The sequence below is a fragment of the Lichenifustis flavocetrariae genome, assembly GCF_026130545.1.
Lineage (GTDB): Bacteria > Pseudomonadota > Alphaproteobacteria > Rhizobiales > Beijerinckiaceae > Lichenihabitans > Lichenihabitans flavocetrariae.
In genome coordinates this window covers 20302-45155 of record NZ_JAMOIM010000032.1, presented here as the reverse complement: position 1 = coordinate 45155, position 24854 = coordinate 20302, and the positions used below count along the sequence as shown (strand labels likewise).

22 protein-coding genes and 1 pseudogene are annotated in these 24854 nt (G+C 63.0%); 6 read left to right on the top strand and 17 right to left on the bottom strand.

The window, feature by feature from the left end:
* Positions 1-17: 17 nt before the first annotated feature.
* From M8523_RS27865 to M8523_RS27855, 3 genes are all read right to left on the bottom strand, one after another.
* The gene (locus tag M8523_RS27865; protein ID WP_282588150.1) at positions 18-458 is read right to left on the bottom strand and encodes a hypothetical protein; all 441 of its coding nucleotides are present in this window, start codon (positions 456-458) and stop codon (positions 18-20) included.
* 240 nt (positions 459-698) lie between these two features.
* Entirely contained in the window at positions 699-1466 is a 768-nt protein-coding gene (locus tag M8523_RS27860; protein WP_282588149.1) for a general stress protein, read from the bottom strand.
* A gap of 125 nt (positions 1467-1591) precedes the next feature.
* Positions 1592-1864, bottom strand: coding sequence for a hypothetical protein (locus M8523_RS27855; protein ID WP_282588148.1), 273 nt, complete (start codon positions 1862-1864; stop codon positions 1592-1594).
* Between the two features lie 434 nt (positions 1865-2298).
* On the opposite strand from M8523_RS27855, the gene M8523_RS27850 reads away from it, so the two are divergent.
* Entirely contained in the window at positions 2299-2730 is a 432-nt protein-coding gene (locus M8523_RS27850) for a hypothetical protein (protein ID WP_282588147.1), read from the top strand.
* Positions 2731-2853: 123 nt separating this feature from the next.
* Entirely contained in the window at positions 2854-3678 is an 825-nt protein-coding gene (locus M8523_RS27845; protein ID WP_282588146.1) for a Cof-type HAD-IIB family hydrolase, read from the top strand.
* A 70-nt stretch (positions 3679-3748) separates the two neighbouring features.
* On the opposite strand, the gene M8523_RS27840 is transcribed toward M8523_RS27845, so the two are convergent.
* The 6 genes from M8523_RS27840 to M8523_RS27815 all read right to left on the bottom strand — a co-directional run bounded on the left by M8523_RS27840 (position 3749) and on the right by M8523_RS27815 (position 7461).
* Positions 3749-3985 (bottom strand): hypothetical protein, encoded by a 237-nt coding sequence (locus tag M8523_RS27840; protein WP_282588145.1) that lies wholly within the window; start codon positions 3983-3985, stop codon positions 3749-3751.
* 125 nt (positions 3986-4110) lie between these two features.
* Entirely contained in the window at positions 4111-5526 is a 1416-nt protein-coding gene (locus tag M8523_RS27835; RefSeq protein WP_282588144.1) for a sugar porter family MFS transporter, read from the bottom strand.
* Positions 5523-5792 (bottom strand): DUF6894 family protein, encoded by a 270-nt coding sequence (locus M8523_RS27830; RefSeq protein WP_282588143.1) that lies wholly within the window; start codon positions 5790-5792, stop codon positions 5523-5525. Before M8523_RS27830 ends, M8523_RS27835 begins: the two co-directional genes overlap by 4 nt.
* A gap of 28 nt (positions 5793-5820) precedes the next feature.
* Positions 5821-6327, bottom strand: a complete 507-nt coding sequence (locus tag M8523_RS27825; RefSeq protein WP_282588142.1) for a hypothetical protein — start codon at positions 6325-6327, stop codon at positions 5821-5823.
* 189 nt (positions 6328-6516) lie between these two features.
* Positions 6517-6960, bottom strand: a complete 444-nt coding sequence (locus tag M8523_RS27820; protein WP_282588141.1) for a hypothetical protein — start codon at positions 6958-6960, stop codon at positions 6517-6519.
* Positions 6961-7461: a BON domain-containing protein gene (locus tag M8523_RS27815; protein WP_282588140.1), complete on the bottom strand. Its 501-nt coding sequence runs from the start codon at positions 7459-7461 to the stop codon at positions 6961-6963.
* 397 nt (positions 7462-7858) lie between these two features.
* Between M8523_RS27815 and M8523_RS27810 the strand changes: the two genes are divergently transcribed.
* The 4 genes from M8523_RS27810 to M8523_RS27795 all read left to right on the top strand — a co-directional run bounded on the left by M8523_RS27810 (position 7859) and on the right by M8523_RS27795 (position 13202).
* Positions 7859-8395 (top strand): general stress protein, encoded by a 537-nt coding sequence (locus tag M8523_RS27810; RefSeq protein ID WP_282588139.1) that lies wholly within the window; start codon positions 7859-7861, stop codon positions 8393-8395.
* Between the two features lie 112 nt (positions 8396-8507).
* Positions 8508-9395 (top strand): PRC-barrel domain-containing protein, encoded by an 888-nt coding sequence (locus M8523_RS27805; protein ID WP_282588138.1) that lies wholly within the window; start codon positions 8508-8510, stop codon positions 9393-9395.
* A 349-nt stretch (positions 9396-9744) separates the two neighbouring features.
* Positions 9745-12174, top strand: a complete 2430-nt coding sequence (locus M8523_RS27800) for a phosphoketolase family protein (RefSeq protein ID WP_428351466.1) — start codon at positions 9745-9747, stop codon at positions 12172-12174.
* Positions 12171-13202, top strand: a complete 1032-nt coding sequence (locus M8523_RS27795; RefSeq protein ID WP_282588137.1) for a class I fructose-bisphosphate aldolase — start codon at positions 12171-12173, stop codon at positions 13200-13202. The genes M8523_RS27800 and M8523_RS27795 overlap by 4 nt, the downstream gene beginning before the upstream one ends.
* Here the strand turns inward: M8523_RS27795 and M8523_RS27790 are convergent.
* From M8523_RS27790 to tpiA, 8 genes and pseudogenes are all read right to left on the bottom strand, one after another.
* Positions 13195-15495 carry a glycoside hydrolase family 65 protein gene (locus M8523_RS27790; protein ID WP_282588136.1) on the bottom strand — a complete coding sequence of 767 codons (2301 nt, stop codon included), beginning with the start codon at positions 15493-15495 and terminating at the stop codon, positions 13195-13197. The two genes, M8523_RS27795 and M8523_RS27790, sit on opposite strands and share 8 nt — an antisense overlap.
* Complete coding sequence (locus M8523_RS27785; protein WP_282588135.1) at positions 15492-16235, bottom strand: HAD family hydrolase; 744 nt, start codon at positions 16233-16235, stop codon at positions 15492-15494. Before M8523_RS27785 ends, M8523_RS27790 begins: the two co-directional genes overlap by 4 nt.
* Positions 16236-16475: 240 nt before the next feature.
* The gene (gene rpiA / locus M8523_RS27780; RefSeq protein ID WP_282588134.1) at positions 16476-17192 is read right to left on the bottom strand and encodes a ribose-5-phosphate isomerase RpiA; all 717 of its coding nucleotides are present in this window, start codon (positions 17190-17192) and stop codon (positions 16476-16478) included.
* Positions 17189-18811, bottom strand: a complete 1623-nt coding sequence (gene pgi / locus M8523_RS27775; RefSeq protein ID WP_282588133.1) for a glucose-6-phosphate isomerase — start codon at positions 18809-18811, stop codon at positions 17189-17191. Before pgi ends, rpiA begins: the two co-directional genes overlap by 4 nt.
* Positions 18812-18826: 15 nt before the next feature.
* On the bottom strand, positions 18827-19909 hold the full coding sequence (gene tal, locus M8523_RS27770) for a transaldolase (RefSeq protein WP_282588132.1): 1083 nt from the start codon (positions 19907-19909) through the stop codon (positions 18827-18829).
* A 160-nt stretch (positions 19910-20069) separates the two neighbouring features.
* Positions 20070-20939 (bottom strand): ADP-polyphosphate phosphotransferase, encoded by an 870-nt coding sequence (locus M8523_RS27765; protein WP_282588131.1) that lies wholly within the window; start codon positions 20937-20939, stop codon positions 20070-20072.
* Positions 20940-21016: 77 nt separating this feature from the next.
* Positions 21017-23914, bottom strand: coding sequence for a plasma-membrane proton-efflux P-type ATPase (locus M8523_RS27760; protein ID WP_282588130.1), 2898 nt, complete (start codon positions 23912-23914; stop codon positions 21017-21019).
* Positions 23915-24094: 180 nt separating this feature from the next.
* Positions 24095-24841, bottom strand: a pseudogene (tpiA, locus tag M8523_RS27755) (triose-phosphate isomerase).
* Between the last annotated feature and the right edge of the window lie 13 nt (positions 24842-24854).

Sequence of the window (24854 nt, the reverse complement as noted above, 5' to 3'; positions counted from 1 at the left end):
CCAAACAGAGCTGCTCGTCACGGGGCGGCAAGGCGATTTCTGATGGCACCGAGCATCCACGCGCTCTCGCTGACCTTTGCAGTCTTGGCCGCTTGTCGCAACTGATCATAGAGCTTGGTGGGAACCGGGACGTTTATCAGAGTGTCCTCCGGGGAACTTCCGGGCGAGCGAAAGACAACACTGGCCAGACTGGAGGCGAATTGCCGGACCTGTTCAGCTTTGCTCTCATCCGAAAGTCCAGCCTCCGAACCGATGCGCGAACAATAGCTGGTCACGAGCTGATCCACGATCTCGCCGCTCTTCAGGCCTTTCGCCCGCAACCGATCGATAGCGGTCATCACAGAACTGCTGACACTTGGATCGTTCTGGAGAACCGCATCAGCAGCGACGCTTGATCCGCTCTCCGACGACGGGTTTGTTGCAGGGCATTGAAACGCCGCAGACGAAGGATCGCTCAATGTCAAGAGCGCCGTGAAAGCGAACAGCGGAGCGAACTCACAGGATTTGAACAAGGGACCCTCTCGTCGTGTGAGCTGGACGCAAGGAGAACGAGCCAACCGAGGTTGCCGACGCCCCGTCGTAGCCAATTTGCTCATTGCAGCCCATGGCAGGCTCGGGAATGACCTATGCCGCACATTCGGTTTGAGGCACGGGTGTTTGTCGCCATGTAATGAGTGACCATCGAACAGAGTTTCACCTTAATGGCCCTCGCTATCGATATCGGCCGTGAGTGAAACGGCGGCAGTTTGCCATTCGACAGCCAGCCGCGTCCCGAAGCGTTCGATCCTTCCGTTTGGCAACGACGTTCCTCGTAAAGGCGTGGCAGGATCGCTTTCGAGGAACGGATCGGGTCCTCCCAGGGTGGAGGACCAATCCTTCAGGTGCCATTCCCTTTGGATCTCATGTAAATGAGCGTCGCGAGCGCCTCCATGGATCAAGATCTCGAGCGCATTTGCCCCCGCCGCGTCGTCACGGACGGACACCCAGAGGACCAAGCCGCCTTGGGCCAGTTGCTGCTCGACACGGTCGATGTGGTGGTGCGACATCAGGCGCGCGAGCAGCCCACCAATGCCGGCTCCGACGGCACCGGCGGCCATGGCCGCGACAATTGCCGCCGCAAGTGCGCCCCCAGATGCGACGACGGCAAGCCCCCCCGCGATCCCGCCGATGAAGAGAGGGGCACCCACAGCAGCCGCCTTGCCCTCCATCCGCGAGTCCTGGGACACGAACGCGGCCAGAGGCGCTCGCGGATCGTCGACGATCTCAGCGACCGAGTCATAGAGACGACCCAAGCGCTCCTTAACAATCTTGTCGCTCGCGAGAACCGAAATGGCGGCACGGTCGAAGCCCGATATTTGCAGCCGATCGACGGCCGCCTCCAAAGCTTCGGGGGTATCGAAGACCCCCACGACTTCTCGGGCGGCATAGCCCTCCGTCCCCTCATCAGGCTTGGTTTCCGCCATCATCTTCAGCTCCATTGGGCGCGGGATTTCGAACAATGCCGAGTTCCGGAACTTATCCCCCCGGCCGCCCGGCCCCGCTGATGGTCGAGGAGGTCTTCTCGGCGAAACCACGTACTGAAACCCGATCCTTACTTCTGGGCAGCAACCGGGGTTGGATCGTCCGTCCCACCGGCCTTTGGTGAGGGTGCGCCGTTGGCCGCGGCCTTGGGCATCACGTCCGTGACTTCGGTAAAACTATCGGGGCCGATCACCATTGCGACCGGATTGCCTGCCTTGTCTTTGGCGCGCACAAAGAAGGACGACGGCGTTACTGAGATGGTCGAGTAGCCGTCCTTGGTGAGCTGGTCCTGGATCTGCTGCCGCATGTTCATAGGGCGACCCATCTGATCGGCGGCGGCCATGGCCTGGCTATTTTGGATAACCGGACCGGCATCCTTCGCCGCTGGGGTCGTCGCTGCGTCTGCAGCAACAGGAGCGACTGAGAGAAAAACAGCACAACTTGCCAAAATTAGGAGACATTTCATTTTCACACCTCTTGATCAGCTCTCGCTGATCAAGAGGATAGGAAAGCAACCACCGAATCCTAGCTTCGGAAAATACCTATGGGTCACATGGGTACGTTCCGATATCGGGATGAATGCGGTGACGTTAGCGCCAGGATGCAGGTAATAAGCTGTGCGGCGGTTTATTCAGCAGCCGGCGAATGCAGGAGTCGTGGGTCGGGCGGCGCGGCCAACCTCGCCTTTATGGCGGTCACTCTCGCCGGAGAACCAGAACCGAAGCCCCGCGCACTTCCATCGATAAGTAGTTTCCGATGCTATCTGCCGGCTCGTGAATGTCCTTCCCTGTCACGAACATTGATTTTGGCGAGGTCAGAGCAATGCAACACGATGACAAAATGGAGCAGTCCCGCAACGGCTCGGCTGCGCCAATGATGACCGATAAAAGACTGCAATCACGCATACAGGGTCTGGGGAGCGCCCATCGGGTATCCGGCAGCGCCATTTTCGCTGATCGCGAGACGGGCGAAGCTACATCGTCCGTTCTGAGTGTCTCCTGCGTCCATTCCGGAGAGACACATTGCGGGCGCATGCAGGTCATCGGAACAGGGTGTCAATCGCGCGTCCTCGTCCTCTACCATGGAAGCGAACTTGGCGCCGAAATCGGCGCGTTGCCGGCCATCGAACGCGCGAGGGAGCTTCTTGAAAGTGTGGTCGTGTCTGCAGCCATCGCCAACGTCGTTCATGCCGGCGAGAACCAAAAGTGAGACAAAGTCCTTTCGAATGTCATCTGATGAGTAAGAAGCCGTCTTTCGAAGATCACCTATCTGAGATTTGCATCGATTGCCGAAGATGTACTGAGACAATATGCGAAACTGGGTTACCGCGTCTTGACCATACATTCTAAAATCCGCCTCCTCCTCGCCGATGTCGATGGGACCTTGTTGACCCGCGACAAAGTGCTGACTGAGGACGCAAAAGCGGCCGTCCACGAACTACGGCGAGCCGGCATCGTCTTTGCGATCACCAGCGGCCGGCCCCCGCGCGGCATGCGGATGCTGATCGAGCCCCTTGGGCTCGACGGGGCCATCGCCGGCTTCAATGGCGGCGTTCTGTTCAATCCCGACATGTCCGTCATCGAGAGCCATCGTCTCGATCCCGCAACGGCCCGGCAGACCGTCGACTTAATCCTGGGCCGTGGCCTCGACGTGTGGATTTATACGACCAACGACTGGTTGATCCGCGATCCCAAGGCGCCGCACGTCACGCACGAGACGTCCAACGTCAGGTTCGGCGCCACGATCGTGCCATCCTTCACGCCCGAGCATCTGGCGCAGGTCGTAAAGATCGTCGGGATTTCAGACAACCTCGCCCTGGTGGCGGCCTGCGAGAAGGCAGCGCAGGAGACGCTGGGCGCGACGGTCAGCGCGGAGCGCTCGCAGCCGTTCTATCTCGACGTGACCCACCCGGAGGCCAACAAGGGTGCCGTCGCCGTTGCCTTGTCCAGGCTGCACCACATCCCGCTCACCGAAATCGCGACGATTGGCGACATGCCGAACGACATCCCGATGTTCCGCAAGAGCGGCTTTTCTATCGCCATGGGGAACGCGAGCGACGACGTGAAAGAGCAGGCGCACGCTGTGACGGATAACACCGAGCACGAGGGTTTCGCCAAGGCGGTGAGGCGCTTCATTTTGCAGCCGGCAACCGCCTGAGTATTTCCGATGATGTAGCGGGCACGGCGTAACCACAGCCGAATCTCGGTTGTGCGTGAGAGCGGATGTGTCAGCTTGCGTGCGGCAACCAGCCCCTGTCGCGCGCCGCCTGGGTCGCGACGTGCCTCGCGTCGTCGATCCAGATGGCCGCCACATCGGGCTCGGTGCCGCTCTTCCAAATCGGTGGTCCTGCCAGGCGAATGTCGACCACGTGAGCTGTCGGAAACTCGAACGTGAAACGATCGCCGTCATCGTTCGCGACCGTCAAGGTGCGTCCGCTCTCTTCAATGATGCGTGATTCAAACATTCGACTTTCTCACTCGCCTGCCTACCATCCTACGTCGAGCCGTGCCGCCCAGCATCGCGGGTCATCAATCCCCGTTGGGCGGTCGCCCATAGCGGACCATGACGGTAAAGGGTCCGTCACGACCGTCACAGGTCGCGCGCGGGCTTTCCGTCGCGCCAATGCGCTTCGATCTGTTCGAGGGTCTTGCCCTTGGTTTCGGGCACCAGGAGATAGGCGAAGACCCACGACCCAAGCGTGACGGCGCCATAGAGCCAGAATGTCGCCGGCTTGCCCAGCACCTGGGTGAGCGTCAGGAACGAGAGGGCCACCACCAGGTTGGCTGCCCAGTTCGCGACGGTGCCGACGCTCATGGCGCGGCCGCGAATGCGCAGCGGGTAGATCTCTGACAACATGAGCCAGAAAACCGGACCCAAGCCGACCGCGAACGCGCCGACATAGACCATGAGGCTTCCAACCGCGATCCATCCCAGGCTGCCAGATAGTTGCGGAAGCGCGAAGGCCAGCCCCAACACGATGAGGCCGAGTGCCATGCCGGCCAGGCTGACCAGAAGAAGAGGCCGCCGCCCGACCTTGTCGATCAACTGCATGGCCACGAGGGTGAAGGCGACATTGATGACCCCGACGCCGACACTGGCCAGGATCGCTCCCGAGGCGGAGGACAGGCCGGCGAATTTAAAGATCGTCGGCGCATAATAGATGACCGTGTTGATGCCGGTGATCTGCTGCGCGATCGCGAGGCCGACGCCAACGATCATCGCCGGCCGCAACGTCGGGCTGAGCAGTTCGGACCAACGTCCCTTCTGCTGCGCCGCGCCGGATTGGATCTCCTTCAGCTCGCGTTCCGCCTGGTCCGGACTTCGGATGCGCTTCAGCACCGCCCGGGCCTCGTCGACCCGGCCGCGCCCGACGAGCCATCGCGGACTGTCGGGAATGAACATCAATCCGATGCCGAAGGCCGCCGCGGGGATCACAGCAAGCGCGAACATCCAGCGCCACGCTTGCGCGCCCGCGAACGCGTAGTCGACGAGGTACGAGATGACGATGCCGCTCGTTAGCGCGACCTGATTGACGGAAACAAGCTTTCCCCGAATAGCGACCGGCGCGATCTCGGATATGTAGAGTGGCGCGACGAACGAGGCGACGCCGATCGCGGTGCCGGCCAAGAGCCGGGCCGCGATCAGCCACCCCGTTCCCGGCGCCAGGGCCGCACCGATCGCCCCCACACCGAAGACAGCCGCGGTCACGATCGACAGTTTGCGGCGTCCCAGCCTGTCGGCGATCATCCCACCCGCGATCGCTCCGACAAGCGATCCCAGCAAGACCGCGCTGACGACGACCTCCTCGGCGCTGGAGGAGAGCGCGAATTCCGTCTTGATGAACAGGATGGCCCCGGAGATGACGCCGATGTCATAGCCGAACAGCATGCCGCCAAGCGCCGAGATGGCGGTCGCGAGGTAGACAAGGCGCTGGCGCTCCGGCCCTCCGTTTGACGTGGCAGAATCAGGCTTGACACGGGAGGTGGCCGCTGATCGCGGGGTCACGCCCCGGCGCCCTGGAGTTCAATGGCGTCGCTTGGCTCTCGAAACTCGAGAACGGTGAAGTCGAGCCGGAACAGAAGACGGCCGTGATCGTCTGTGACCTCCATCCGCCAATCCTCTCCGAGTTGCATGCGGGCGAAGTCGGACTCGATCAGGGCACCGGAGAGCCTGATCGCCCGGCGTCGCGCGGCACGTAGACCCGACAGGACGGTTCCCTCCCGATCCAGCGTGGTCTGACCGTCATGGGTGTTGAAATGGTAGCGGGGCATGGGCGCTCTCGATCAGGCTAACGGACGCTCATTGGCCGGAGGCAAGCGGCTGCTTGAGTGGCGGGACCGCAACCGTCGTTGAAGCCTGGGAGCCGGCTGTTTGCACGGACGGCTGTTGGCTCCCGGCAATAGCCTGCACGCCCATGATTAAACCCATCGTGATCGCCCATATGACGAGCCAGGAGGTTGTCAGCCCAACGGCGTCGTGGACTGTCGCGCTGCGGGATGCCGTCGAACTGGTCAGCTGCGGGAGAAGCTTCATCAGGCGATGGGCAGTCATACCGGCATCAAGTCGCTGAGCCACACCAGGCATTCCCGAAATGACTGCTGCAAGTCGGTTCGTTGCGACCTCGACCGGCAAAGCCGCGAGTTCGGCGGCCTCTTGCCAAGGATCGAGGTTCCGTCGTGCCAGCGTGGACAGAAGGCTGAGCGTCATCCCGTTTTCTTCGTGGCCGATTGGAGCGTAGAGGAAGGGTCCGAACTCAGGCCCAAGCAATGCGACAGGGCGTTTCGTCTTGACTATGGGGAAGCTCATGGCGGGTCACCGAGCAGGAGGCGGAGGCCCTTGCCAGCGCCTGTTGGACCCAAGATATGGCCCGGCGACTGAGGCCGTCAGGCTCGGAAACTACTCAATCGTCGCCTCAGGACGGACCCGTTCGTACCCACCCGGGCCCGAGACGCCAAGGGGTGCCGGGCGAACGGCTCGTCCATCGCGAACGAGGCGTCAGCGCTGTTCCGCCAGAACGTAGGTCCGCAACGCGGCTGCGTCGTGACGGGCGTTGTGCGGCACCTCGCTGAGCGCCTCGGAATTGAAGAGCGGCAGGTCGAGCAATTCGAACATCAGCCGGGGCGAGGCCAAGCGATACCCCGGACCTGTGACCATCAGCAGCGCCAGATGGGCAATGTCTTCGGGCCAGTCTGCCACCACCACCGGTTCCGGATCGCTGCTGAGATACGCGGCCAGCTTGGCGATCATCGCGGGACGCGAGGTTGGTGTCGTCCGGAGGACCGGGAGGACATGCGCTGCAACCCAGGGCTCAGGCGCTGCGCACGGCAGCGCTTCGTAGAAGACTGCTGAGTGCGGATCCTGGGGCACGAGCGCTATGGAGATGAGCTGGCCGCCGAAACCGTTGAACTCGGCATCGAGGAAATAGCGCACCAGCGCCACTTATGCTCCGGCCCGGACAAAGTTTTGGCCGACATCACGGCCCGCGTCATGCGGGATCACATCGCGACAGCGCCGAGCGACAACGTCCGCCGGACCAACGATCGTGTTTGTCACGCCGGCCACGCCGGGCACCCGGAGGACATCCATTTCGGCGGCAACCTTTTTGAAGGTCTGATCGACACGCCCGCTCAGGGTGACCCATCCCTTGTCGACCTTCATCAGAACCGCATAGCCAGGGTCCACGTCATGCCAGGCGAAACGCACGGCCGCCGCCGCCGCGATGTCCGCGTCATCCCCTCCCGGACAGGAAGCGCGGTGACTCTTGGCGGATCCAGCTCCGGTCTTCTCCCGATCGATCCGGAGGAGGTCTGCATCTTCTGCGGACGCATCGAACAACAATTCGAAGGGGATCCGGAAACTCAGCGCGCCTTCCAGCCGTGTCGCACCTGCAACGCCTGGTTCCAGCACGTCTTCACCAGCCGAGACCTGGTTGAGTCTCATGGAATGGGACAAGGGACACCTCGATGTTGCGAAAAAAACGACCCGATTGTCGGCGTCCAACGATAGGCGCTGGATGATACGGAATAGAGGCTCGGAAACTACTCAACCGCTTGCCTATCTCCCCACGTGACACCCATGGCTCCAGATCCGGACCGCTCGGCCATGCCGGCCGATGGACCGATGGTTGCGGTTGAGTCTTCGGCGACGAGCGGCGTTCGTCGTGATCGCTCAGGGCACGGCTTGAGTAGATCCCGAACCTGCCGGGCAAGGCTCAAACTCCTTAACGTGGATCCGGCAGTGCGCTCCACGTGAAGGCTGAGCAATGCGGGCCTTCTCGGCCGCGTGATCGCCAGCAAGGCAACGGCACGTTCCCTCCTCTCGTTCGAAAGTCAGGACTATGGACCACTATGATGCGGCTGTCGGCGTCTTTGCCGATCATCTCGCGGCAGAAGGCGCTGTGAAGAAACTGGCCGCGGCCGGCTTTCCGATGAAAGACCTGAGCATCGTCGGCAAGGGGTATCACACCGACGAGAAGGTGACAGGCTTCTACAACATGGGCGACCGCGTCCGGTTCTGGGGCACGCGCGGGGCCTATTGGGGCGGGCTCTGGGGCCTCTTCTTCGGTGGCCTCTTCTTGACCATTCCGGTCGTGGGTCACGTCGTCGTGCTTGGATATCTTGCCACTGCCGCAGTCTCAGCCGTCGAGACCGCCGCAGTCGTCGGCGGGCTCAGTGCGCTTGGCGCAGCGCTCTACAGCGCCGGCATCCCGAAGGACAGCGTCCTCAGCTATGAGGCGGCATTGGCGGCGGACAGCTTCCTGGTGATGGCGCGCGGAACCAAGGAGGAGATGTCCCGGGCCAAGGTGATCCTCGGGACCGCAGGATCGTCGCAAGTCGATCTGCATCACCAGGCCGAAGTCCTCGAACCCGTCTGATGGTCGATGCTGAGGCGGACGTCTGAGTAGTTTCCGAACCTGTTTCCTCGATGCCGCGAGATCCAGCTTGAGGAAGATCGAATTCCTTGGTCCAACAACCAGAGTGAAAGCCATGAAACATATTGTTCTGTTCAGTTCCATTGTGGGATGCCTTTCTCTCGGCCTTCCCGATCCCACGCTCGCGGCTGAGGCGATCGCAAGTAGTACCGCGGCGGCAACTCCCGCGGCCGATCAAAACAATGCTTCCGCGGCGAAGCCGGCAGACGCGTGCCTACAGGACCTCCGCGCCTTCAACGCCAAGATCGACAAGGATGGCTTTCAGCTGGGCGGCGCCGGTTACGGATACGGATACCCTGCCGGTGGATGGGGACTTGGTTATGGCTACGACGGCTACGGGATGGGTGGCTACCGACCGCCTGTCGGCATCGGCTACCAGAACGCAAGGCCGGGATACGAGGTCCGAAATCTTCTAGCCTCCGCCAATATCCTTGCCCGGCAAGGTCAGCAACAGCGCTGCGAGGATCTTCTCTCGACGACCAACGTGATCTACAACCAATATGCTTTGGACATGCGTAACGGCAAATCCGAGATGGTCGACGGCAAGGGCTGGATGCGGCAGCAGATTGATGCTGCGCAGCCGGTGACGGACAAGACCTCCGCCATGCGTTCGGACGAGTTGATCGGCACGGAGCTCCGCAACAAAAAAGATGAGGAGCTCGGCAGTGTCGATGACCTGATCCTGAGCCCGACCACTGGAAAGATCGCCTATCTGATCATCGCACGGGGCGGGATTTTCGGCATCGACCAGAACTACGTTCCGGTTCCTTGGACGGACATCAAGGCAAGCCCGAACATGAGTATTCTGGTCCTCGACAGTGCCAAGAGCACCATGGATGGCGCCCCGCAGGTTAAGCACAATCAGTTCCTCACGCCTGAGCAATATACCGCAGCCAGCCAGAAGGTGGATGGTTATTGGAAAACCCATCTCGCGGCAAACTAAACCCGCCGCTGGGGCTGTCATTGCTGTTTGCATGAGAGGCATCTGCAACTCTGCCGGGTGGGCATCTTTACGGATGTCCGTCCGGCGTCACGGGACATGTGAGTAGTTTCCGAACTTGCCTTTGCCGGGGTCAAGGCCGACCCTGTGCTCCGGACCTTCGGTGCGATCGCCGTTTAAGCCGAAATAGATGAGCTCGGCTTCGATCGCAGAACGCCAACCTTCGGTCAGAACGTCGCGATCAGGGCGTGAGCCGCATCTCGATTCGAAGCGCCAGCCATCCTCGTGCGCGCGCTTCACCCCAAACATGACACGCGGCGAGCGCGCCGAACCCCTTAAGGATCCACCCGACATGGACGCACCAACCCTCACGCGTGAGCCGCCGGTCAGCACCGCCGGTGATCGAATTCCGGACAAGCGCGGGACATTGGGTTCCGGCGAAATGCGCAAGATGAACGCCTACTGGCGTGCCGCCAACTACCTCTCGGTGGGGCAGATCTACCTCTACGACAACCCGTTGCTGCGCGAGCCTCTGACGCTGGCGCATGTGAAACCTCTCGTGGTCGGCCATTGGGGCACGACCCCGGGGCAGAACTTCATCTACGTGCACTTGAACCGGGTGATCAAGAAATACGACCTCGACATGTTCTACATCGCGGGACCCGGTCACGGCGGCCCGGCGCTGGTCGGCAACACCTATCTCGAAGGCACCTACAGCGAGATCTACCCCGACATCAGCCAGGACGAGGCCGGGATGAAGAAGCTGTTCACGCAGTTCTCGTTTCCGGGTGGAATCTCGAGCCACGTCGCGCCGACAACGCCGGGGTCCATTCACGAAGGAGGCGAACTCGGCTATTCGTTAAGCCACGCCTTCGGGGCCGTCTTCGACAATCCCGACCTGATCGTCGCCTGCGTGGTCGGCGACGGCGAAGCCGAGACCGGCCCGCTGGCCACGGCCTGGCAGTCGAACAAGCTGCTCAACCCGGTGTCGGACGGGGCGGTGCTGCCAATCCTTCATCTCAACGGCTTCAAGATCAACAATCCGACGATCCTTGCCCGCATCGAGCACGAGGAACTGGAACAGTTCTTTCGAGGCTGCGGCTGGACCCCGCTCTTCGTGGAGGGCGACGACCCGGACACGATGCATGAACTGATGGCCACTACAGTTGAGAAGGCCGTCGAGCAGATCCGACTTATTCAGAAGACTGCACGCGCCGACGCATCCACCGCCCGACCGCGCTGGCCCATGATCGTGCTTCGTTCGCCGAAGGGTTGGACCGGCCCAAAGGTCGTCGACGGGCTGAGGATCGAAGGGACTTCGCGCGCTCACCAGGTGCCGCTCCTCGTCGACGAGCAGCATCCGGAGCACGTGGCCTTGCTCGAAAGCTGGATGCAGAGCTACAAGGCCGAGGAACTGTTCGACCAATCCGGACGCCTCATCCCCGAACTGGCCGACTTGGCGCCGAAGCGTGACCGCCGCATGGGCGCCAATCCGCACGCCAACGGCGGCCTGCTCCTGCGCGACCTGCGCATGCCGGACTTTCGCGATCATGCCGTAACTGTTCCTGCGCCCGGTGCCGTCATGGGCCAGGACACGCTCGTGCTGGGTCATTTCCTGCGCGATGTCGCCAAGCTGAACCAGGAGAAACGGAACTTCCGCATCTTCGGCCCGGACGAGACGCTCTCGAACCTGCTCGGGGCCGTCTTCGAGGTCACCGACCGGCAGTGGGACGCCCGAACGGAGAGCATGGACGAGTTCCTCGCGCCCGACGGCCGGGTCGTCGATTCCATGCTGAGCGAGCACCAGTGCGAAGGGTTTCTGGAGGGCTACCTTCTAACTGGACGGCATGGGCTTTTCAACAGCTACGAGGCCTTCATTCGCATCGTCGACTCGATGTTCAGCCAGCACGCCAAATGGCTGAAGGTGACGAAGGAGCTGCCCTGGCGCCGCGATATCGCCTCGCTGAACTACCTGCTTGCCTCCCACGTCTGGCAACAGGACCACAACGGGTTCACGCACCAGGACCCCGGCTTCATCGACCACGTGGTGAACAAGAAGGCGGACATCGTGCGGGTCTACCTGCCGCCGGACGCCAACTGCCTACTGTCGGTCTTCGACCACTGCCTTCGCAGCCGGCACTACGTCAACGTTGTGGTAGCCGGCAAGCACGCGCTGCCGCAATGGCTCACCATGGAAGCGGCCGTCGTGCATTGCACGCAAGGGCTCGGCATCTGGCAATGGGCCAGCAACGATCAGGACGGTGAACCCGATGTGGTGATGGCTTGCTGCGGCGACACGCCAACGCTGGAAATCCTGGCGGCCGTCTCGATCCTGCGTGAGCATCTCCCCGAGCTGAAGATCCGGGTGATCAACGTCGTCGACCTGATGCGCCTGCAGCCCGAAAGCGAGCATCCGCACGGGCTGAGCGACACGGACTACGATTCGTTGTTCACCAAGGATAAGCACATCATCTTCGGCTACCACGGCTATCCGTGGCTCATCCACCGGCTGACCTACCGCCGCGCCAACCGCAACCTGCATGTGCGCGGCTACAAGGAAGAGGGCACGATCACGACGCCCTTCGACATGCGGGTGCAGAACGACCTCGACCGCTATCACCTCGTGCAGGATGTGGTGGATCGTCTACCGCATTTGGGTAGTCGCGGGGCCTATCTCAAGCAGTTCGTCAAGGACAGGTTGATCGCGCACAAGCACTACATCGACCGGCACGGCAAGGACATGCCGGAGATCGTGAACTGGACGTGGGGCACTGCCACATGAGCGCGCGAACTCTGGCAGACACGGCACGAGCCTTGGTGGCAGGCGACAAGGGCCTGCTGGCGATGGACGAGAGCAACGGCACCTGCAACAAGCGCTTCGCCCAGCAGGGTATTCCTCAGACCGAGGAGGCGCGGCGCGCCTATCGCGAACTGATCGTGACGACGCCCCATCTCGGCGAATGCATCAGCGGCGTGATCCTCTACGACGAGACCATCCGGCAGAGCAAAAAGAATGGCACGCCCTTTCTCGAAGTCATCCAAGAGGCCGGCATCATTCCCGGCATCAAGGTCGACATCGGCGCCAAGGATCTGGCGGGTCATCTCGGCGAGACGATCACCGAAGGGCTCGACGGTTTACGCGACCGACTCAAGGCGTATTTCGATATGGGCGCCCGCTTCGCCAAGTGGCGCGCCGTCATTGCGCTCGGGGACGGCCTGCCGACCCAGGCCTGCATCGAGACCAATGCGCAGGCTTTAGCCCGCTATGCGGCCCTATGCCAGGAGGTCGGACTGGTCCCGATCGTGGAGCCGGAGGTGCTGATGGCCGGCGATCATACGATGGAGCGATGCGGTGCCACGACCGAGCAGGTTCTGCTGACGGTGTTCGCGCAGCTTCACCTGCAAGGCGTGATGCTGGAGGGCCTGATCCTCAAGCCGAACATGGTCCTTCCGGGGTTAAGCAGTGTTCAGCAGAAATCCGTGGAAGAGGTGGCTGACGCGACGGTTCGCGTCCTATTGCATACGGTTCCGGCCGCCGTTCCCGGAATTGCCTTCCTGTCGGGCGGCCAGTCCGCGAAACTCGCATCGGCGCGTCTCAACGCAATGAACCGCCGCTCCAAGGAATGGGCAACGCCGTTACCCTGGGCTCTCGCCTTCTCTTACGCCCGCGCCATCCAGCAGCCGGCACTAAAGATCTGGCGCGGCGAGGCGTCGAATGTCGTCCCGGCGCAGCGCGCCCTGTACCACCGGGCACACTGCAACGTAGCGGCGCGACGCGGCGACTACGCTTCGTCGATGGACGTCAATTGAGGGCTGCCTCGGCGCTTCTGCGCACCGGACTGCCAGGTCGGAGCTCATAAGGCTCCCCGCCAATAAAAATCGTCATTGGCTCGCCACTCTCCAGTGTCGCCTCGATCAACGTCCTGGCCTGTTCGATTCTGACCTTCAGGTGGCTGCGACGCCACTGGAGGCTGAAGGCGAGTCTGAGCCAGCTCGCCGGCAAGTGCGGATCGATGGCGATGCCGTCGTCACGGATTGTCAGCCCTCCGAAACCGAAGACCGCCACCATCCAGATTCCCCCAAGCGCCGCGATATGCACGCCGCCGTCGATCGCCACCTTCGTGTCCGAGAGATCGATGTCGGCGGTCTCCAGAAAGTAGCGCAGCGCCACATCGGACTGCCCCAGCCGAGCCGCCGCGAGCCCGTGCATGGCCCGGCTGAGAGAGCTGCCGTGGCTGCATCGTTGGTCGTAGTAGCGAAAGTTCGCTACCCCGCTGGTGCCTGCGAACTCCTCCGGCAGCAACCCCAGAAGCGCGACGACGTCGGCCTGCTTGACCACCTGTGATTGCTGCGTCCGCTCGCGCCCGAGCACCACGTCCATCGGCACCGAGCGACCCGCGTAAAGCGCGAGATCGATGTCCTCAAGGGCGAAATAGCCGGCGAACTGCTCGAACAGACCGGTTGTCGGATCGAGCCCGGTTGCGATCACGTCCGCCACGTTCTGCCACTGCTTGAGCTCGACCTCGTTGAGCTTCAGGCGTTGGGCCAGGCTGGCCCAGCGATCCGGCCAATGCTTCCGCAGCAAGGCTGCGACATCGAGCGCGCGGCGGATCGTCCAGCGCGCCATGACGTTGGTGAAGGCATTGTCGTCGATGTGTTCGTGATACTCGTCGGGACCGATGACGCCGCGGATGTGGCACAATCCGTCCGCCTCGGGCTGAGCACGGCTCGCCCAGAACCGCCCGGTTTCCAGGACGATCTCGGCGCCGGCGTCGAGCAGGAACGCCTCGTCGCCGGTCGCCTGCCAATAATACCAGACCGCATAGGCGACGTCGGCGCTGATGTGCTGTTCTTGCGTGCCACACAGGATCTTGATGATCTTACGATCCGGACCCACCGCCTGCGTCGGCGTCATCTCGTCCCCGGTGTCGGCCGATTCCCAGGCGTAGAAGGCGCCGCGATAGCCCATTCCGGTGGCCTTCGCGCGCGCCGCGTCGAGGGTGTGAAAGCGATACATCAGCAGCGCGCGTGCCGCCTCGGGCCAGGTCAGGGTGTAGAACGGGAGGAGGAAGATCTCGGTGTCCCAGAACACATGACCACGATAGTCGTCGCCGGTCAGCGCGCGCGCCCCGATGGAGACGCGCTCGTCACCGGGATTGGCCGCGCTGTTCAGGTGGTAGAGCGCAAAGCGGAGCGCCTTCTGCGCCTTGGCATCACCCTCGACCGTGACGTCGCTGCGCTGCCAGCGAGAGGACCAGGCCGCCTCGTGAGCGACGAGCACGCCGCGCCAGCCGATCCGTTGCCCACGGTCGAGCTGGTCCCGAGCTTCGTGGCCCGGATCGACATCTTTGACGTCGCCGCGCGCGATGGCAACCGAGCGCTGAAAACTCACGGCCTGACCGGGCTGCGTCGTCCATGACCAGGTCAATTTGAACGGGCCGAGCGCCGTGGCCGGAACATCGCGGCCGTCGATCTGGAGCGCCGCCGCGGTTGCCATCGCGAGCCCTTTGCCGGAATGGGCGGTATGCCACACGCCGAGATCCTGATCCAAACGGTCGCTCAACAATCCCAACCCAACGCCTTCGAACGAGGCCTCGACCGTGACATCGACCACGCCGGCCTCGACAGTCATCTCAATCAGTTGCAGTCCAAGCGCGCGCTCGCTCATCGAGACCAGACGCAAGGTCTTGAGATGCACGTTGAGGTCCGCCCTCGTCAACCCGCTGCTTTCGCTGAGCAGGGCGCCTCGCCGCAGGTCGAGCGTCATCCGGTGGGAGCGAACCTCGCCGGGGTGCTGCACCAGCGGTTCGCCATTCACCAGAAGACGGATCTGCAACCAATCCGCGGCGGGAACGAGCCCTGGCGTCGCGTAGGTGGTGTCGGGCGTATCGAACAGGCCCGCCACATAGGTGCGGGCCGGCGCCACCCAGCGGGTGCCGCGGGTCGTCGCCCGCACACCTCTGACGCCGAGGAACCCGTTGCTGATTGCGAACCGTGATTCGACGCTGGTTTCGCGTAGCGGATCGAAGCCCTCCTCGATCAACACCCAGGCAGGGTCGCCCGTCGGCGCGAGCAGCTGTTCAAGGGTTTTCGGCTGGGTCATGCCGGCACCTGGCAGAGCCGCCCGCCGGCCAAGGCGTCGACCGCAACGGCGTCGAGGCTCGTCACCACGAGATCGGCACCCGCCGCGTGGAGCAGGGCCGCGTCGTCGTGGCGGGCGACCCCGAGCGCCCCCATCGCGCCGGCCCTGGCCGCCGCGATCCCGGCGGGCGCATCCTCAATGACGACACAGTGCGCCGGGGCGATGTGCAGCGCCTCGGCCGCCAGGAGGAAGATCTCCGGGTCCGGCTTGCCCTTTTTCAGATCGCGCCCGCAGACATTGGCGCCGAACACGTCGAACAGGCTCTCGCCGGACGGTAGACGGATCGTCCGCATCATACCGTTGGCGTTCTTCGAGGAGGAGGCGACCGCCATGGGCCATCCCAACGCGCGGATCGCCACAACGAAACGCAGCGCATCGGGGAACGCCTTCACGTGTCCGGCGGCGATCAACGCCTCCAAGCGCTTCTGCTTCCGCTCGGCGTAGACGGCGACCTGCCGCGCCGCATCTGGCACCCCGAGGGCCTCCAGGGCCGCCAGAGCGCCGGCGAGGCGCGGCTTGCCCGCGACCTGAGCCTGGTACATGGCCGTTGTGAAACGGTCCGGCTCCGCGAATCCCTCAAGCGCCTCACGCCAGGCTTGCTCATGAGGCGATGCGAGCAGGACGCCATCGACGTCGAAGATGACCGCAGTCAGCGTCCTGGGGCGCTCGGTGTGGGCGGCGGACTGCCTCTGGGTTATCATGGATCGGCACCTTGGCTGTGTTCAGGTCGCCGCGTCTGAGCTTGCCCTATGCGCATTGAGTTGAATGAGGTCGGAATGGAGGTTTGCCCAGGCGGAGGAATTCACCCAGTTATGCGGCAGTTGTTCTGAGCGGATAGGCTCGGAAACTACTCAGGTGCGGCGGCAGGCTGTTAATCGGCACCGCAATGGACCCTCGCCAAGACGGGCGACACGCCGAGGCGGCAATCCAGGACAGTGACGTCAAACATGCACCGCGGCACTCGAGCCGCGCCGCATGTGTCGCACCCCGCTCACGCCTGCCACGATCAGGTCTTGCGCGATGCCAATAAAAAGGCCGTGTTCGATGATGCCGGCCCTTGCACCGAGTCCCTGGGCGAGGACAGGGACATCGTGAATGAAAGGGCCAAAGCGGCTGTCGAGGATCATGTTGCCTTGATCGGTACGATAGAGGTCGCCATTGTTTTTGCGCGGGGTGACAACCGCGCCGAGGCGTTCAAGGAACCGTTTTTGCGAACGCCAGCCGAACTCCAAGACCTCCACCGGCAGCGGCCAATGCGTGCCGAGCCTGGGCGATAGCTTGCTCTCATCGACCACGATCACCTGCCGCCGACTGGCCTGTGCCACGATCTTCTCGCGAAGCAACGCGCCACCACCGCCTTTGATGAGGTCCAGCGAAGGGTCAACTTCATCGGCACCGTCGATGGTGATGTCGATCTCGCGGGGGATGTCGTCTGTCAGCATCGGAATGCCAAGTTCTCGCGCCGCAGCGTCGGTGGCGTGGGAGGTGGCGATCGCGACGATGTTGCAGAGTTCGCCCGAATGCAGTCGCTCTGCGACACGGCGAGTGGCGAAAATCGCCGTAGAACCGGTGCCCAGTCCGACCACCATGCCGGATTCGACCAGCGCCGCGGCCTCGATCCCAGCCTGCTGTTTGAAGCGAACCGCGTCGTCGGTCATCTGCGCATCCGCCTGTAGCGATTGATCAGCGCGTTGGTGGAGGAGTCGTGGCTCAGCGTTGGCTGAACGTCGCGATCCAATTCCGGGATGATGTGGCTGGCCAAGACCTTGCCCAGTTCGACACCCCATTGGTCGAAGCTGTCGATTGCCCAGATCGCCCCTTGCGTGAACACGCTGTGCTCATAGAGCGCCACCAGGCTGCCGAGCGAGGCGGGATCGAGCCTATCGGCCAGAATCATGTTGGTCGGCCGGTTGCCCTCCGTCACGCGGAACGGCGTCTGGAAGTCGGGCGAGCCTTCCGCCTTCAGCTCTTCCGCGGTCTTGCCGAAGCCGAGCGCCTCTGCCTGCGCGAACAGGTTCGCCATCAAAAGATCGTGCTGGTCAGTGAGCGGGCTCAGCGGCTGGCAGAACCCGATCATGTCGCAGGGGACCAGCTTCGTGCCCTGATGCAGAAGCTGGTAGAATGAGTGCTGGCCGTCCGTGCCGGGCTCGCCCCAGATGATGGGGCCGGTTTGGTAATCCACGACGCCGCCATCGAAGCCGACGTGCTTGCCGTTGCTCTCCATCTGCAACTGCTGGAGATAAGCGGGAAAGCGGGCGAGGTGCGCCGCGTAGGGCATAATGCCGATCGTCTGCGCGCCGAAGAAGTTGTCGTACCATATCGTTAGAAGTCCAAGCAGCATCGGCAGGTTGCTTGCGGCGGGGGCGCGGCGGAAATGTTCGTCCATGGCGTGGAAGCCGCCGAGCATGGCTCGGAAGTGATCGGGCCCGACCGCGATCATGGTGGACAGGCCGATCGCGCTGTCCATCGAGTAGCGGCCGCCCACCCAGTCCCAGAAGCCGAAGATATTGGCCGGCGTGATGCCGAACTCGGTAGCGGATCCGATGTTGGTGGAGACCGCGGCGAAATGTTTTGCAACGGCCGCGTCCGTGCCGAGCTTTCGCACCAGCCATTCGCGTGCCGCGGCCGCGTTGGTCATCGTTTCCAGCGTGGTGAAGGTTTTGGACGCCACGATGAACAGCGTCTCCGCCGCGTCCAGGTCCTGGGTGGCTTCCGTCAAATCCGCCCCATCCACGTTGGCGACGAAGCGGAAGGTCATCGACCGGTCGCTGAACGGCCGTAGCGCGCGATAGGCCATTTCGGGACCCAAAAAGGACCCGCCGATGCCGATATTGATGACGTTGCGGATGCGTTTGCCAGTGTGCCCGGTTGATGCCCCGCTCCGCAGGCGGTTGGCGAAATCAGCCATCGCGTCGAGCACCTTGTGCACCTCAGGCACGACATCGGTGCCGTCGACCTCGATACGGGTTCCGCGCGGGGCGCGCAGCGCCACGTGCAGCACGGCACGACGTTCGGTCGTGTTGATCGTTTCGCCCGCAAACATCGCATCGCGCCGCTCGGCCACGCCGCGCTCAGCCGCCAGCGCAAGCAGGAGCCGCAGCGTCTCGTCGGTGAGGCGGTTCTTTGAGTAGTCGAGGAACAGGCCAGCACCCTCAGCCGAGAAGCGCTCTGCCCGCCCGGGGTCGTCAGCGAACAGACTACGCAGATGCGCGTCCTTGATACGAGCGTAGTGGGCGGAGAGCGCCTGCCAGGACGGGAGAGCGGCAAGAGCGGTCATGAGCAGTCTCCGAAATCAGGCCAAAACCCTGCTCTTGGCGTCGATTGCGCCGTGCAGCTCGTACCAGGACTCGACGAAGCCCTTGGCTCCGTCGGATTGCAACTTTGCCGCCAATGCGGTCAGGTCGATACCCGCCTTCGCGTGAGCGGCCAGCACCACGTCCGCATCGCCTCCGTCGCGCGGGAGCGTGTGAGGGGCCGCGCCATGATCGGCGAAGGCGAGCAGCGTCTCCTCCGGCATCGTGTTCACCGTATTGGGTGCGGCAAGACCAGAGATGTACAATGTGTCCGACGCATGCTTGTCCTTCGTCCCGGTGCTGGCAAACAGCAGCCGCTGCGCGCGAGCGCCGACATTCTCCAAGCGCTGGAATCGATCGCTCTCCAGCACGTCGCGATAGGCCTTGTAGGCCTGACGGCTGACCGCGATGCCGAGTGTGTTGCGCATCGCGGCGGGCAGCTGCGCCGTCACGGCGCGGTCCCACCGGCTGACGAACAGCGACGCGACCGATCGCACATCGGGCGACAGGCCGGCGGCGACACGCCGCTCCAAGCCCTTCAGATAGGCATCGGCAGCAGCCTTGTACTGGACGGTGGAGAACAGCAGGGTCACGTTCACCGGAACGCCGGCGAAGATCGCTTGCTCGATCGCCTGCAGACCTTCCGTGGTGCCGGGGATTTTGATGAATAGATTGGGCCTGTTTGCCTGGGCGTGCAGCGCCTTGGCTTGCGCGACGGTGGCTCGCGTGTCGTAGGCGAGCAGCGGCGAAACTTCCAGCGACACGAACCCGTCCACCGTGCCGGTTCGCGCATGGACAGGTGCGAACAGGTCGGCCGCACGGGTGAGGTCTTGAACGGCGAGGTTGAAGAACAATTCCTCACCCGACTGGCCCGCATCCAGTTGGCGGTGGATCTCCACGTCATAGGCGGCACTGCGCGAGATGGCGTGATCGAAGATCGTCGGATTGGAGGTCAGCCCGGTCACCGACAAGTCATCGATGTAGCCCTGCAGCCTCCCGCTATCGAGCAGATCGCGGGTGATGTTGTCGAGCCACAGGCTTTGGCCGAGCTCGTTAAGGGCCCTGGGTGCGCCTGAGGTCATCGTTCGGTTCCTTCATTACGTTGCCGGGACAGTGGGTGAGCGGTCGGCTGCCCTGCAGATGGGAATGCCGTCACTTCAGCGTACAAGGAGCTATTATCGACCTTGATGCGGCGCCAGGTTCGGAAACACCTACGATCCGAATGCCAGCTTCCGGGATACCTCAATGGATCAACTCGTGCCGGATGGCCTGGAGTTGCTGCTCCCGCTCGACGCTCACTTCGGGGTAGCTCATCTTGAGCCCGTCTAATGTGTCGAGCACGATCTGAGAGACGATCAGCCGGGCGTTCTCCTTGTCGTCCGCTGGCACGACATACCAGGGTGAATGCTCGGTACTGGTTGCGCTGAGGCATTCCTCATAGGCGGTTCGGTATTGCTTCCAGAACTTCCGTTCCTCCACATCAGCGAGGCTGAATTTCCAATTCTTGTCCGGCTCGTCGATCCGGGCCAGAAACCGCTGGCACTGCTCGTCCTTCGATAGATGGAGGAAGAACTTGACGATGCGGGTGCCGTTCGCGTGCAGGTGCTTCTCCAGATCGACGATGGAGCGGTAGCGGTCGTGCCAGAGCTTGCTGTCGTGACGGGGCGCGTCGGGCAGTCCCTCGCTGAGAAGGATGTCACGGTGCACGCGGACCACCAGCACCTCCTCGTAGTAGGAGCGGTTGAAGATGCCGATCCGTCCTCGTTCCGGCAGATCGCGGGTGGTGCGCCAGAGAAAGTCGTGTTCCAATTCGGCCGCGCTCGGGTGCTTGAAACTGAAGACCTGGCACCCCTGGGGATTGACGCCCGACATGACGTGCCTGATCGCGCCATCCTTTCCGGCCGCATCCATGGCCTGGAAAATCAGGAGTACGGCATAGCGATTCGAGGCGTAGTGCAATTGCTGCAAAGCGCTCAGCCGATCCACATGCTCCGCCAGAAGCTGTCTGTACTCCTCACTCGATTTGCAGATCGGATCGGTGATCGTCGGCCATTTCTTGAGGTCAACTTCGTCGCCTTCGCGGACGCGGAAATCTTTCGAATGGATTTTCATTGTCGTTCCTTTCGCGGCGCGCGCCGCATCGGTCGTCGTCTGTGACCCGTCGCTCATGCGCGCAGATAGATCGGCATTCATTCGGCAGCTTGCGGCGTTGCATCCGGCGGCGATCCGCTCTTGGCGTCCTGGGAGCGACCCGCGGCGGATGCCTCAGCCTCGGCAATGGCCTTGGCCACGATGTGCCCTGCGACGTCTGGATCTTTGAGGACGGCCTCCAAGATGATGTCCCCGAGCTTTGTGTCGATCAGCGTGGCCAGGTTTGAATTGGCAGGGGTTCCTATCTTGGACTGGAACTCGGACAGGAGGTCGGTCTTTGGGTGCGACTCGGCTTTGACATCAGGCGGCGCGCCGACTTTGACGACGGGGTCCGGCTTGGGGTGAGCATCGGAAGAGACGTTGGTCGTAGCCCTCGGTCCCGTCTTGTCCGACGCCGCGGGCGTGCTGACACTCTTGCTAGCCAGGCGCGGTTTTTCTTCTGCGGCGGGCTTCTCTTCAGCTTTGACGTCGTCGAGAAGCCTGTAGGTGAGCAATTTCGCGCGGTCGTTCACGAGAGCCCAGGCGAGGGCATAGCCCCAAACCAGCAGCGCCCAATACCAGCCCAGCGGTGTCACCAGACCAAACCCGAAGATCGCAATCAAGGTCGCGACGGTCTGGGTTCCGAGCACCGCCATCCAAAGGATCTTGGCGGGACGAATGGACCAGAACGGCCCACGCGTCCGCGTCAGAAAGATTGTCAGATGTCCGGCAACCGAAAGCTTCAAATACATCAGGGTTTGGATGTGCGGCCGGTCGAGATGAAACACGCGCTCGCCGAGGTAGAACAGGCCGAAAGCCGCCACGACGCCAAGCACGCCCAGGACTGTGGACACGCCGAGAACGAGGCGCATGTTCCAGGCTTCCGGCGCATTCCTGTACTGGACGTTGTCATAGGCGATCGACAGGATCGCGCCGTCGTTGAGCAACGCCAGCATGACGATCATGACCGCCGTGAGCGGGTAGAAGTTGAAGACCAGGATGGCGAGCGTCATGAAGAACAGGACGCGCAGCGTCTCGGCGATCCGGTAGATCGCATAGCTGTTCATGCGCTGGAAGATCCGGCGGCTCTCCTGGATCGCGTCGATGATCACCGACAGGCCGGGGGTCAGCAGCACGATCGAAGCTGCCGCTCGCGCCGCATCCGTCGCCCCGGACACGGCGATCCCGCAGTCGGCCTTCTTCAGCGCGGGGGCATCGTTCACGCCGTCGCCCGTCATGCCGACGATGTGCCCCCGCTTCTGCAACACATCCACGATGTGGAACTTATGCTCGGGGAACACCTGGGCGAAGCCGTCCGCGTCCTCGATGGATTTGGCGACCGCCGGGGTTTCGTCATGCTTGGCGTCGCCGAGGCCCGCGCCGTCGAGGATATCGGCGCCCATGTCCAGCGTCTTGGCGGTCTCGCGGGCAATCGCGAGCGCATCGCCGGTCACCATCTTGATCTTCACGCCCATCTGGCGCGCGGTTGCGACCGTCGCCTTGGCGTCCTCGCGCGGCGGATCGAAGAGCGGCAGGACGCCGACAAGTTGCCACTTGCCGTCGCCGTCGGTGCGGGCCACGCCAAGCGCACGAAAGCCGCGTGCCGCAAACCCATTGACCGCCGCGTCGACGGCGGTCTTCACGGCTGCGGCATTGTCCGACATCTCCAGAATGACCTGAGGAGCACCCTTCGCCACCTTGAAGGTGCTTCCGTCCTCGGATTTGACGGTCGCTTCGGTCCGCTTGTGCACGGCATCGAACGGCGTGAAATGAACGACATTGTAGCCGTGCAGGAGCTTGTCGTCCTTGACGCCGCCCAGGACGGCAAGATCGATGGTGTCGTCATTGTCGGAGCGCGACGCGAGCGCGGCATTCAGGATCACCTGATCGGCAGCCATATCGCCGACGCTGAACGGGTCCCCCAGTGTCAGCTTGTTCTGCGTGAGCGTCCCGGTCTTGTCGGCGCAGAGCATATCGACGCCAGCGAGTTCCTCGATGGCGACGAGGCGGCTCACGATCGCCTGCTTCTTGGCGAGCAGCCGCGCGCCGACCGCCATGGTAACGGACAGAACGGTCGGCATCGCAACGGGGATCGCCGCGACCGTCAGCACCAAAGCAAACTGCAAGGTCGAAAGGATTGGGTCGCCGCGGTAGAGCGCCACCGCGATGATCACCGCCACCAGGACCACCGCCAGAACGATCAGGTAATTGCCGATCTTCAGGACGGCCTTCTGGAAATGACTGACCGTGACGGCCGTCTCGACCAGTTCCGCCGTCTTGCCGAAATAGGTCTTTGTGCCCGTCGCATAGACCAACGCGCCGATCTCACCACGGCGCAGGATCGAACCAGAAAACACGGCGTCGCCGGATTTCCGCGTGGCCGGGAGCGATTCTCCCGTCAGCGCCGACTGATCGACCGAGATCTCATCACCGTCGAGCAAACGGGCGTCAGCCGGCACGATATCACCCCGACGCAGGCGGATGACGTCGCCCGGCACCAGGTCCCGCGCTGCCGGGGTGACCCATTTGCCATCCCGCTTGACCCTGGCCTTGATCGCGAGCTTCGCCTTCAGCGCCTCGATGGCATTGCCGGCCTGACGTTCTTCCCAAAATCCGACGCAGGCATTCGCAACGAGCAACAGGAGAATGATGAAGAAATCCGGCCAGTGCCGGACGACCCCCGAGAGGATGACCGCAACTTCGATCATCCAAGGGATCGGGCCCCAGAAGTACGACAGGAACTTGAAGATGAGATTGGTTTTTTTCTCGGCAATCTCATTCTGCCCGTATTGGGTCAGCCGCTTTTCGGCCTCCGACTGCGTGAGCCCGTCCGACGACGATCCCAGCCTTTTCTCGACCTCCGGCAGGGGGAGAGTCTTCAGATCGTCGGCGGCCTTGACCTTGGGATCCGATTTGGCATCGCGCGCCATGGCCTCATCTTTGTTGGGCGTCGCCATGGGTGCTCCTCGAATATTCATGGGCAAAAGGGCTTGGGCGGCGTAAGGTTTGCGCTCACGCCGTCTCGATGGGCACGCCGCCTGGGCCCTCGCGACGGTCCGAGAAGAACGCCCGCACGTGAATCCGCTCCAGGCGGGACAAGCTACGCTTCGGCTGCTGCCGTGGGACAGGATCGGAAACTACTCAGCCGCGCGGATGATCGCGTTGAAATCCGCGGCATGCAGGCTTGCCCCGCCGACCAAAGCGCCGCCAACGTCCGGCAGTGCCAGGATCTCCCGCGCATTGGCGGGTTTGACCGATCCGCCATAGAGGATCCGTATCTTTTCCCCAGTGGCAGCCCCGAAGCGCTTTGCGAGGCATTGGCGGATGTGTGCGTGCATCTCCACGATCTCGTTCGCAGCCGGCATGTGCCCGGTGCCGATCGCCCAGAGAGGCTCATAAGCGATTGCCAGTATGCCGGGGTGGACCAGAGTCTCGGGCACGCTGCCGGCAATCTGATCGCCGCATACCGACAAGGCCAGACCGTCCCGCCGTTCCGCTTCATTCTCGCCGATGCAGATGATGGCCAGGAGGCCCGCACGTCATGCCGCCGTTGCCTTTGCGGCCACGGCTGCGTCGGTCTCGCCGTGATAATGCCGCCGTTCCGAATGGCCGACGATGACTGCGGAGGCCCCCGCATCCTTCAGCATCTCGGCACTGGTATCGCCCGTAAACGCCCCCTCGACCGCCGCGTGGCAATCTTCCCCGCCGAGGGGGACGCGGCCTGAGGCGGTCTGCACAGCGCGAGAGATCAGGGTTGCAGGCACGCAGATCAGCGTGTCGGCTTTTGGCGGCGTGGCAGCGACGGAAGCGGCGATCGCCTCGATCTCGGCCAGCTGTGCGGCCAGGCCATGCATCTTCCAGTTTCCCGCAATCAAGCGCCGCATGATGTCCCTCGTC

Excerpts from the sequence above, each read along its gene's own strand:
- M8523_RS27860 (WP_282588149.1), bottom strand. The coding sequence starts at position 1,466 with ATGATGGCGGAAACCAAGCCTGATGAGGGGACGGAGGGCTATGCCGCC.
- M8523_RS27855 (WP_282588148.1), bottom strand. The coding sequence starts at position 1,864 with ATGGCCGCCGCCGATCAGATGGGTCGCCCTATGAACATGCGGCAGCAG.
- M8523_RS27850 (WP_282588147.1), top strand. The coding sequence starts at position 2,299 with ATGTCCTTCCCTGTCACGAACATTGATTTTGGCGAGGTCAGAGCAATG.
- M8523_RS27840 (WP_282588145.1), bottom strand. The coding sequence starts at position 3,985 with ATGTTTGAATCACGCATCATTGAAGAGAGCGGACGCACCTTGACGGTC.
- M8523_RS27830 (WP_282588143.1), bottom strand. The coding sequence starts at position 5,792 with ATGCCCCGCTACCATTTCAACACCCATGACGGTCAGACCACGCTGGAT.
- M8523_RS27825 (WP_282588142.1), bottom strand. The coding sequence starts at position 6,327 with ATGAGCTTCCCCATAGTCAAGACGAAACGCCCTGTCGCATTGCTTGGG.
- M8523_RS27815 (WP_282588140.1), bottom strand. The coding sequence starts at position 7,461 with ATGAGACTCAACCAGGTCTCGGCTGGTGAAGACGTGCTGGAACCAGGC.
- M8523_RS27810 (WP_282588139.1), top strand. The coding sequence starts at position 7,859 with ATGGACCACTATGATGCGGCTGTCGGCGTCTTTGCCGATCATCTCGCG.
- M8523_RS27805 (WP_282588138.1), top strand. The coding sequence starts at position 8,508 with ATGAAACATATTGTTCTGTTCAGTTCCATTGTGGGATGCCTTTCTCTC.
- M8523_RS27800 (WP_428351466.1), top strand. The coding sequence starts at position 9,745 with ATGGACGCACCAACCCTCACGCGTGAGCCGCCGGTCAGCACCGCCGGT.
- M8523_RS27795 (WP_282588137.1), top strand. The coding sequence starts at position 12,171 with ATGAGCGCGCGAACTCTGGCAGACACGGCACGAGCCTTGGTGGCAGGC.
- M8523_RS27790 (WP_282588136.1), bottom strand. The coding sequence starts at position 15,495 with ATGACCCAGCCGAAAACCCTTGAACAGCTGCTCGCGCCGACGGGCGAC.
- M8523_RS27785 (WP_282588135.1), bottom strand. The coding sequence starts at position 16,235 with ATGATAACCCAGAGGCAGTCCGCCGCCCACACCGAGCGCCCCAGGACG.
- rpiA (WP_282588134.1), bottom strand. The coding sequence starts at position 17,192 with ATGACCGACGACGCGGTTCGCTTCAAACAGCAGGCTGGGATCGAGGCC.
- pgi (WP_282588133.1), bottom strand. The coding sequence starts at position 18,811 with ATGACCGCTCTTGCCGCTCTCCCGTCCTGGCAGGCGCTCTCCGCCCAC.
- tal (WP_282588132.1), bottom strand. The coding sequence starts at position 19,909 with ATGACCTCAGGCGCACCCAGGGCCCTTAACGAGCTCGGCCAAAGCCTG.
- M8523_RS27765 (WP_282588131.1), bottom strand. The coding sequence starts at position 20,939 with ATGAAAATCCATTCGAAAGATTTCCGCGTCCGCGAAGGCGACGAAGTT.
- M8523_RS27760 (WP_282588130.1), bottom strand. The coding sequence starts at position 23,914 with ATGGCGACGCCCAACAAAGATGAGGCCATGGCGCGCGATGCCAAATCG.